Origin of the sequence: Streptomyces sp. NTH33 (genome assembly GCF_003236365.1) — a bacterium.
In the GTDB taxonomy this organism is placed as follows: Bacteria; Actinomycetota; Actinomycetes; order Streptomycetales; family Streptomycetaceae; genus Streptomyces.
In genome coordinates this window covers 1-5,636 of record NZ_POTZ01000447.1, presented here as the reverse complement: position 1 = coordinate 5,636, position 5,636 = coordinate 1, and the positions used below count along the sequence as shown (strand labels likewise).

At 72.5% G+C, this 5,636-nt stretch carries 6 protein-coding genes; 3 read left to right on the top strand and 3 right to left on the bottom strand.

Going from position 1 to position 5,636, the window contains the following annotated elements:
- The first annotated feature begins 928 nt into the window (after positions 1–928).
- The gene (locus C1I97_RS43060; RefSeq protein WP_111006256.1) at positions 929–1,141 is read left to right on the top strand and encodes a hypothetical protein; all 213 of its coding nucleotides are present in this window, start codon (positions 929–931) and stop codon (positions 1,139–1,141) included.
- Positions 1,142–1,175: 34 nt separating this feature from the next.
- Here the strand turns inward: C1I97_RS43060 and C1I97_RS30080 are convergent, their stop codons facing one another.
- Positions 1,176–1,481 (bottom strand): helix-turn-helix domain-containing protein, encoded by a 306-nt coding sequence (locus tag C1I97_RS30080; RefSeq protein ID WP_111006255.1) that lies wholly within the window; start codon positions 1,479–1,481, stop codon positions 1,176–1,178.
- The gene (locus C1I97_RS30075; protein ID WP_258382807.1) at positions 1,478–1,792 is read right to left on the bottom strand and encodes a type II toxin-antitoxin system RelE/ParE family toxin; all 315 of its coding nucleotides are present in this window, start codon (positions 1,790–1,792) and stop codon (positions 1,478–1,480) included. The genes C1I97_RS30080 and C1I97_RS30075 overlap by 4 nt, the downstream gene beginning before the upstream one ends.
- A gap of 93 nt (positions 1,793–1,885) precedes the next feature.
- On the opposite strand from C1I97_RS30075, the gene C1I97_RS30070 reads away from it, so the two are divergent.
- Positions 1,886–2,374, top strand: coding sequence for a copper homeostasis protein CutC (locus tag C1I97_RS30070; protein WP_111006253.1), 489 nt, complete (start codon positions 1,886–1,888; stop codon positions 2,372–2,374).
- A 41-nt stretch (positions 2,375–2,415) separates the two neighbouring features.
- Entirely contained in the window at positions 2,416–3,621 is a 1,206-nt protein-coding gene (locus C1I97_RS30065; protein WP_258382806.1) for a CPBP family intramembrane glutamic endopeptidase, read from the top strand.
- Here the strand turns inward: C1I97_RS30065 and C1I97_RS30060 are convergent.
- Positions 3,609–5,636 (bottom strand): HelD family protein (locus tag C1I97_RS30060; protein WP_258382805.1); only part of this gene is annotated, 2,028 nt, incomplete at its 5' end. The two genes, C1I97_RS30065 and C1I97_RS30060, sit on opposite strands and share 13 nt — an antisense overlap.

Below are 5,636 nucleotides of genomic sequence, written 5' to 3'. Positions count from 1 at the left end.
GCTGGCCGGGGTGGAGGCGGGAGCGCTGAACATCTTCGGGGAGTGAGGAGACAGCCTGGAGGGGGGCTGACCTGTCGCAGCGAAGGTTGAGCATTCTCATCGAGAGTTTGACGAGGTCGGCCACCTCGGGCGGCCCCGGGCCACCTGAGGTGGCACTTTGAGCCGATCCGCGGCGGAGGCCCTGTCCCAAGGGAGGGCGGCTATGACCGAGAGGGACGTCAGGGCGACGTCGGCAGGGGCCCGTAGAGTGCACAGCGCCCGGCTGGAGAACCGGATGCGGCCGTAGAGGTGGCCGGGAGACAGGAGCGCCTGCAGGGTGGGGAACGTGAGGACGGGCGAGGAGCGGGAGCACGGGGAGCTGCTGCCCGGAGCTGGTGGGGGACCGCCGGCTCCGCCGGATCGAGTGTCCGGCCCGGCTCGACGGGACACTTCGCGGGCTGCCGCTTCCCCGGAGACCACCACGGACCTCGGACCGGAAGGCGAAGGGCTTGACCGCCTGCGCCACGTCGTGGGACATGCCCCCTCGAGACGCCCAGCCAGGAGGCACACACCCCCTCTGAAAAGCGGGAGCATCCCGGCTTCCAGTGTTCGTCTGCCGCTCATTTGAGTGCCTGAATGGCATTCGCCTGCCGGATGCTCACTGCTTTCAGCAGGGTGGGTGTCATGAGCCCCGGGAGATCGCGTCCCGCCGAGTGGTGCAGCCGGCCAAGTACGGGGAATGCACAGGCCATCGCCGCATCGACGCGGTTCAGAGGCCGCTGATGCCGCTGACGGCAGGTCAGCCGCGCACGATACGGGGGCCGTTGTCTCAGGGGAGGGCCGACGTGGGCCTTACCGGAACGCGTCGAGCAAGGTCGCTTACACCACGAGGCGGGACACGATCCACGCCGCCCGTGCGCTGTGGAACCTGCTGCACGACCGGTGGACCATGCTGTCGAAGGGCAAGCGTTCCCTGGCCGTGGCCGATGCGGCGATCTGCCAGGCCCGCGAGGAGACCGGCTGGCTCGCCGTCCTGCCCGCCCAGGCCGTGTTCGTGTGCAAGAACTCCGGTTGCGGCTGGTCGGGCAACGCGCTCGTCCCGACTGCCGGGAGGGCAGTCGTCAGGAGCCCACGTGGAGTCAAGCCCGCCACCGCACGGTAGGAGGGAATCTCCCGGCTTCAGCCGGGAGAGCACTTCAAAGCCGTACCGAAAGGTTCCCCACGGTGGCGGTCATGGTCAGCTCGCCACCGATCGGGTGGAGGTACGCGGCCATGGTCGACGTGTCCAGGCGGGCGACGCCCCGCTCGATCTGGCTGACCCGCCCCTGGGCGACCCCCATCGCCGCGGCGACCTGAACCTGCGTGAACCCCTGGGCCTTGCGGAGAGCGGCAAGTTCGTGTCCTCGCTCGGCATCGATCAGCTCTGCCTTGATGGCGTCGATGCGCGCACGCTTCTCGGGGGTGATGTCGGCCGTCAGGTCGGCCGTGGTGCCGAGTTTCATCTGCCCTGCCCTTCCTTCTTCTCCTGCTCCAGCGACTCGAGGTAGGCCGTGTATTTGCCGTCCGCTTCTTTGATCGCTCTGGGATACCAGGTGGCCCATTGCCGCCCGGCCGCCTTGTTGCCCGCCACCAGGAAGATGGCCCGCCGTTCGGGGCCGAAGACGAACGGCATCCGGATGCTCACCGTTCCGCCGCTGCGTGGGCGCAGTTCCCGCATGTTCCGGTAGCGACTTTTCCCGATCGCACCGACTGTCGGGCGGCGCAGGGCCAGGCCCGCCTCCTGCAGCCGCTCCAGGGCGGCGCTGTCCGGCACTCCCGCCAGGCCGGTTTGCGCGGCCGCGGGCGGGCGTAGGCTTGGATTGGACTAGACCTGTCCGACTCCAGGGAAGCCGGGGAAAGGGGCCCTATGAGCACGCGTGCATTCCTGGAGGTGATCGCCCTCGACGTCGAGGACGCGGTCGCCGCCCAGGCCGGAGGCGCGGACCGCCTCGAACTGGTCACCGACATGGCGGCCGACGGGCTCACCCCGCCGACCGGGACCGTCGCCGCGATCCGCGCCGCCGACCGCGACACCCTGCGCAAGCAGCTGGACGGGCTGCCCGGGCTCGACACCTACCTCACGGCGGGTGCCGCGGGTGGCGTGGACGACGGGCTTCCCGTCCTGGCCGCCGAGGCCGCCCGGAGCGGCGAACCCGGATACGAGCAGCGGATCATGGTGGGTGGCGGGCTGCGGCTCGACCATGTGCCCGCGCTGTTCGCCGCCGGGATCGACGCCTTCCACATCGGCGGTGCCGCCCGCCCCGGCGGCTGGGACGGGCCGGTCTCCGCCGCGGTGGTCGCGCGGTGGCGTGCGGTGCTGGACGAGGCCGGCGCTGTGCGAGCCGGCGCCGTGTAATGCGTACGCCTGGCCCCTTCCGGCCAGGCACGATGTCGTCCATGACAGAAACGTCCCCTGACCTCCCCGGGCTTCCGTACCACCGCATGGCCCGGTACACCCCTCACCACCGCTGGTGGCGGCCGCTGCTCGGCACTCTGCTGCTGGTCCTCGGGTGGTTCCTGTTCGCCGTGTTCTTCTACGTCCTCACCGACGAGCTCGGGAGGGCCGCCGGTTACCCGGAACTGCCCGACGGTGAAGTCGACTTCGGCCCGGTCCTGGGCACGGCACTGGACCTGACGTTCATAGCCCTCGCCCTGCCGCTGGTCCTGCTGGCCGTGCTCTGGCCGGGCCGGCGTCCGGCCGGCACGGTGGCGTCGGTCACCGGGCGGCTGCGCTGGCGCTGGCTGGCCTGGTGCCTCCTGGCCGCCGTGCCCGCCACGCTGCTGTTGACGGTGGTCGCGTTCTTCCTGCCGGACGACCAGAGCGGCTCCGAAGCGGACGGCGTGTGGGTGGGGTGGGGGACGTTCCTCGTCTCCCTGGCCATGCTGGCCGTCCTCGTGCCGCTGCAGTCGGCGGCGGAGGAGTACCTCTTCCGGGGCTGGCTGCTGCAGGCGGCGGGGGCCCTGGTCCGCTTCCCGTGGCTCGTGGTGCTGCCGCAGGCGGCGCTCTTCGCGGCCGCCCACGGCTGGGGTACCCCCTGGGGGTTCGCCGATCTCCTGGTCTTCGGCCTGGTGGCGGGGTGGCTGACCATCCGCACGGGCGGCCTGGAGGCGGCCATCGCCCTGCACGTGGTGAACAACCTGCTGGCCTTCGGGCTGTCCGCCGCGGTCGTGGACGGCCTGGCGTCCGACGAGACGGCGGCCGACGCCCCCTGGCAACTGGCCGTCGTCGACATGGCGGTGATCCTGGTCTATGCCCTGATCGTGCTGTGGCCGGCCCGGCGCCGCTCTCCGCAGAACGTGTCTCCCCCGCCTCCCGCGCCGGTCGCACCCCACCTGCCGTACCCGCAACCGTGGGGTTCCTACGGGCCGTACGGGCCGTATCCGCAGCCGCAGGGCCCGTACGGCCCGCACGCACAGCCGCAGAACCCGCACGGCCCGTACCCGCAGCCACAGGGCCCCGGCCCCTACGGCCCGTACCCGCAGCCGCAGAGCACGTACTGGCCGCACGGCACGCCGTCCCCGAACGCGGGCGTGCCCGACGCCGGCGGGCGCGGCCCCGGCGAGCAGCCGCCGGACCGGCCCGGCGGGCCTCAGGACAGCTGAGGCGGCAGCGGGGCCGTGTGGGTGACGACCAGGCCCGAGACCGCTCGGGTGAGGGAGACGTACAGGCGGCGCAGGCCGGTGCGTTCGTCGGGTTCGGCGTCGACCACGGCCCGGGGTTCGTCGAGGACCACGTAGTCGTACTCCAGGCCCTTGGCGAGGGAGGCCGGGACCAGGGTGAGGCGGGTCCTCGCCGTCGTCTCCTCCCCCGGGGACAGGTACGGCACGCCGGCCGCCGTCAGGGCCTCGGCGAGGGCCGGGACGCGCGGGTCGGCGGCGATCAGGGCGACCGAGCCCTCGTGGCGCAGCAACTCCTCGCAGGCGGCGACCACTTCGGCGTCCCCGGCCGTCGTACGGACCTCGAAGAAGCCCGGGTTCTCGCGGATCGAGGCGACCGGGGTCAGGTTCGGGGCGATGTGCGGAAGGAGACGGGAGGCGTAGGCGATGACGTCCGTCGGCACGCGGAAGCCCGCCGTCAGTTCCTCGATCACGGCGTCGGACTTGCCCAGGTGGGCCAGGGCCTCCTCCCAGGTGCGGGTCGCCCAGGGCGTGGTGCCCTGGGCGAGGTCGCCGAGGACCGTCGCGGAGCCGGTGGTGCAGCGGCGGCCGACCGCGCGGTACTGCATGGGGGACAGGTCCTGCGCCTCGTCGAGGACCACGTGCCCGAGGGAGGGCGTGCGCTCCATCAGGTCGGTCGCCTCGTCGATCAGCACCGCGTCCGCCGCGGACCACCTGGCGGACTTCACCGACCGTACGGGCCTCGCCCACAGGATCGTCTTCCGCTCCTCCTCGGTGAGGATCCCGTCGGCGTGCGCGGCCAGGAAGTCCGCGTCCGTCAGCAGCCGCAGGACGAGTTTCGCCGGGTCGACCGGGGGCCAGACCGCCTTGACGGCCGCCTTCACCGCCGGGTTGCGGGCCACCGTGTCCTGCACGCGGTCGTCGGGGGCCTCGCCCGCCCGCTCCATCCGCACCAGCACGGCGTGCGCGATCCGCTGCGGCAGGGCCTCGCGGGCGGCGCCGTAGCGGATGTCGCGGTCCAGCAACTCGCGGACGATCTCCTCCAGTTCGTACGCCGGAATGCGCCAGCGGCGTGAGCCGCGCACCACCACGACCGGTTCGGTGGGCATCGTCACGTGGGAGTACAGCGCCCTGCGCAGCACCTCGGCCATCCGCGCGTCGCCCTTGACGACCGCGGCGGCCGCGTCGTCCGCGGCCCGCACCTCCACGTGGGCCACCAGGTCGTCGACCGTGGACTGCCGGACCGTCAGCTCGCCGAGTGCGGGCAGCACCTGCTCGATGTAGTGGAGGAAGGACCGGTTCGGTCCGATGACGAGGGTGCCGCTGCGGGCCAGCCGCTCGCGGTGGGCGTAGAGGAGGTAGGCGACCCGGTGCAGGCCGACCGCGGTCTTCCCGGTGCCGGGGCCGCCCTGGACGCAGACGGTGCCGGACAGGCCGGACCGTACGATCTCGTCCTGCTCGGGCTGGATGGTCGCCACGATGTCGCGCATCGGGCCCACGCGCGGGCGCTCGATCTCCCGCTGGAGCAGCTTGCTGGTGGTCGCCGCCTCGGCCGGGTCGGACAGGTGCTCGTCCTCGTACGCCGTGAGGTCGCCGCCGGTGTAGCCGAAGCGGCGGCGCAGCGCGATGTCCATGGGGTCCTTCCTGGACGCCCGGTAGAACGGCTGCGAGACCGGCGCGCGCCAGTCGATGACCATGGGGTCGCCGTCGGCGTCGTGCACGTGCCGGCGCCCGATGTAGAACTTTTCCCCGTCCGCCCCCTCGGCCCGGTCCGCGCCCGGCGCGTGCAGGTAGTCGAGCCGTCCGAAGAACAGCGGGGTGCCGCTGAGGTCGGCCAGCGCCTTGACGCGCTCGTCGATCTGGCGGGCGAGGACCTCGGCGTTGACCCAGTTCGCGGTGACGTCGCGGATGTCCAGCGACTGGACGTCCTCGCGCATGGCGCGCAGCGCGGCGCGGGAGGCGGACAGGTGGGACCGCTCGCGGGCGAGGGGGGCGTCGGC

Excerpts from the sequence above, each read along its gene's own strand:
- C1I97_RS43060 (WP_111006256.1), top strand. The coding sequence starts at position 929 with ATGCTGTCGAAGGGCAAGCGTTCCCTGGCCGTGGCCGATGCGGCGATC.
- C1I97_RS30080 (WP_111006255.1), bottom strand. The coding sequence starts at position 1,481 with ATGAAACTCGGCACCACGGCCGACCTGACGGCCGACATCACCCCCGAG.
- C1I97_RS30070 (WP_111006253.1), top strand. The coding sequence starts at position 1,886 with ATGAGCACGCGTGCATTCCTGGAGGTGATCGCCCTCGACGTCGAGGAC.
- C1I97_RS30065 (WP_258382806.1), top strand. The coding sequence starts at position 2,416 with ATGACAGAAACGTCCCCTGACCTCCCCGGGCTTCCGTACCACCGCATG.